Source organism: Moorena sp. SIO4A1 (assembly GCF_010672065.1).
In the GTDB taxonomy this organism is placed as follows: Bacteria; Cyanobacteriota; Cyanobacteriia; order Cyanobacteriales; family Coleofasciculaceae; genus Moorena.
The window spans coordinates 1-2431 of record NZ_JAAHHX010000287.1 but is presented as its reverse complement, the minus strand read 5'-3'; the positions used below and the strand labels follow the sequence as shown (position 1 = coordinate 2431).

4 protein-coding genes and 1 pseudogene are annotated in these 2431 nt (G+C 41.3%); 2 read left to right on the top strand and 3 right to left on the bottom strand.

What is annotated here, in order from left to right; all coding sequences use genetic code 11:
• Positions 1-442, bottom strand: a pseudogene (locus F6K53_RS37375) (peptidylprolyl isomerase); the annotation flags it as partial.
• A gap of 100 nt (positions 443-542) precedes the next feature.
• Complete coding sequence (locus F6K53_RS37370) at positions 543-974, bottom strand: hypothetical protein (RefSeq protein WP_293084674.1); 432 nt, start codon at positions 972-974, stop codon at positions 543-545.
• Here F6K53_RS37370 and F6K53_RS37365 point away from each other — a divergent pair.
• Positions 967-1146: a hypothetical protein gene (locus tag F6K53_RS37365; protein WP_293024691.1), complete on the top strand. Its 180-nt coding sequence runs from the start codon at positions 967-969 to the stop codon at positions 1144-1146. The genes F6K53_RS37370 and F6K53_RS37365 overlap by 8 nt on opposite strands.
• A gap of 18 nt (positions 1147-1164) precedes the next feature.
• On the top strand, positions 1165-1569 hold the full coding sequence (locus F6K53_RS37360) for a hypothetical protein (protein ID WP_293084671.1): 405 nt from the start codon (positions 1165-1167) through the stop codon (positions 1567-1569).
• A 361-nt stretch (positions 1570-1930) separates the two neighbouring features.
• Here F6K53_RS37360 and F6K53_RS37355 read toward each other — a convergent pair whose 3' ends face one another.
• Positions 1931-2236 (bottom strand): hypothetical protein, encoded by a 306-nt coding sequence (locus F6K53_RS37355; RefSeq protein WP_293084668.1) that lies wholly within the window; start codon positions 2234-2236, stop codon positions 1931-1933.
• Positions 2237-2431: the final 195 nt, after the last annotated feature.

Here is a 2431-nt window from a genome sequence, read left to right as displayed (position 1 = left end):
TAATTTCTTTTTCTTCAATTTGATAGAAAAGTTCTTGGGCAAGTTTACCGTTTTCTACAAGGATTTGATAAAGCAAGATTTGGTCAAAATCTAGTCGGTTTTGACCAAAAAACTTTTCTACGTCTTTATCAAATAGACACTTGGATAACTTTTTAGCTAGCAATTGCTGGCGAATTCCGGCTTCCCAGTCATCGGAAGTAATCATATTATCCGCTAGCCAAGCTAGAGTGTCTGAAGCTTTCTCCAAGCGATTTTCGTGACGGAATTTATCTGCCTCTTCCTGAATTTCTTCGGCGGTGACGGTTAAGTTTCTTTCGACGGCAGCTCGATTAATGACTTTTTGATACAAAATTTTCTCAGAGACGTCTTTGAGCTGGATTTCTCGTTTCAGAAACTCAGTAATTTCTTGTGGTTCAAGGGATGCTCTAGAAAGAATAGTCATGGTTAGGTTTTATTTGCTCAGATTTTAGCTGATGGGGTAATCGGGCAATATATGAGTTAACAGATGTAAGGGATGGGGTGATTCCGACTACTTATCAATTTTATGCTAAAATTGGATCAGATACTGTGATGAAATCAGCATCAGTTAGGGTGCTTGCACTCTGTCCATCCACGGTTCCTTGGACTACAGCTAGAATATCGTTATTGAATTTCACCAAAGTGGCATCAACAATGCCATCACCATTGCTATCTAATACCTCTAGTAGGATGTCCTCCCCAGATAGTCCCCCAGTTAAACCAATCTTGTCATTGTCAGCAGTATTGAAATCAGTGATTACATCAGCTAGAAAGGGGTCAGTTATCGGACTAGTTGTTTCCAATCCCAGCACAAATGTATCGCTACCGTTTCCCCCTGTGAGAGTATCCGTACCAAAGCCACCAATCAAGACATCGTCCCCATCTCCGCCAGTTAGTTCATCATTGCCTTGAGTACCCCGCACTGTACTATTGCCATTAATAGTAGTGATGCTCATCACATTGGAGCCTACACCTGCCCTCACACCACTGATTAAGCGATCGCTACTGCTTGAACTCCAGCGATTAGTCCATGAACTGCTATTTGTTTGTGAGTCGTTAGTTACTATCCTACTACTATCGTTGCCATTGATAGTGAGGCTATTGTTTCTGATGGTTCTTGAAGAATAGTTTGAAGAATAGTTTGTAGTGCCAGTTGAACTAGTAATTAAACTACGGTTCTCTCGGATGCTGTCTGTGATGCTGTCTGTAATGCTGTCTGTGTCTGTAATGCTCTGTGTGGTGCTGTCTGTGTCTGTAATGCTCTGTGTGGTGCTGTCTGTGTCTGTAATGCTCTGTGTGGTGTTTTGTGTGGTGCTGTCTGTGTCTGTGGTGCTCTGTGTGGTGCTCTGTGTGGTGCTCTGTGTGGTGCTGTCTGGGATGCTATCTGTGATGCTCCGTGTGATGCTCTGTGTGATCGGCTTTTTTAACCTCTGTGTAAACCTGTCTTTGAACCTCTCTGTAATTCGGCTTACACGAGGAAGAAATGTCAATGTTCTGCTGATTAAATTAAACATGGCTCTTAATCGGCTATCAGCCTTGTGTTACGCTTGAGCTGCACCTGCTGAATCTGCATTGTGGAGTTTTAAGTGTTGAGTGTTGACCGTTAACTGTTCTACTGCTGCACAGACAGGTCTTCCCTCTACCAAGCCTCAACTGTTAACTATCAACAAAAATTCCTCTATTCCAAAACTATGCCAATGAGTTTAGGGAGTTTAGGCTCAATATAAAACAAGAATGAAAATCTTTTACCCTTCATTCCTAATTCGATTCCCTCCTCATTACCAAGTTAGGGGCTAGGTGGTAGGCGATGGTAACTAAAGTTCCTATCGCCCATCTCCTAGTTTCCCTTACCTATTACCGAAAATGACCGAAAAATTTTATTGATTTATACCTGGATTTACCAAAATCAGTATTATCTATATCTACCGAAAAACAAAGATATACTGTCAGACTTAGCCCGGAAAAGTCCTTTCCTAGTCTTAGCCTCAGCATCAGCACTCGCCCTGGCGATGCTCTTTTTAGAAAACCTGCTATTTATTACTCTTGCATCAGTATCAGTCACTGCTGAGGTTTGATCGCCATCAGCGAATGCATCAGCCTCTGCTAATGCCACGTCAGCTCTAGCAAGTGTTCTAGTATTTGCTATAGCAATTCGACCGCCTATAATCCAGTTTTCCTGAGCATATTCCCGAGCAAAATCTAGGTTATTAATAATCATTAATTACCCTCTACCTGTATAGCTGTGCCTATTAGATTGATGATAAGGATGGATAAGCCTCACATTCTTATTTTAATAAAAAGGGTGTTCCTATCCCAAAGTCCTTAATTTTAAACGATATTTTAAACTCCCTGGGCATGAGTAGTTTTTGTTAACTGATAATTTCCAGTCAACTCACTCTACGTAAACCTTTCT

Bases quoted from the DNA above. Each gene is read 5' to 3' on its own strand.
- F6K53_RS37365 (WP_293024691.1), top strand. From the start codon at position 967: ATGCTCATCACATTGGAGCCTACACCTGCCCTCACACCACTGATTAAG.
- F6K53_RS37370 (WP_293084674.1), bottom strand. From the start codon at position 974: ATGAGCATCACTACTATTAATGGCAATAGTACAGTGCGGGGTACTCAA.
- F6K53_RS37355 (WP_293084668.1), bottom strand. From the start codon at position 2,236: ATGATTATTAATAACCTAGATTTTGCTCGGGAATATGCTCAGGAAAAC.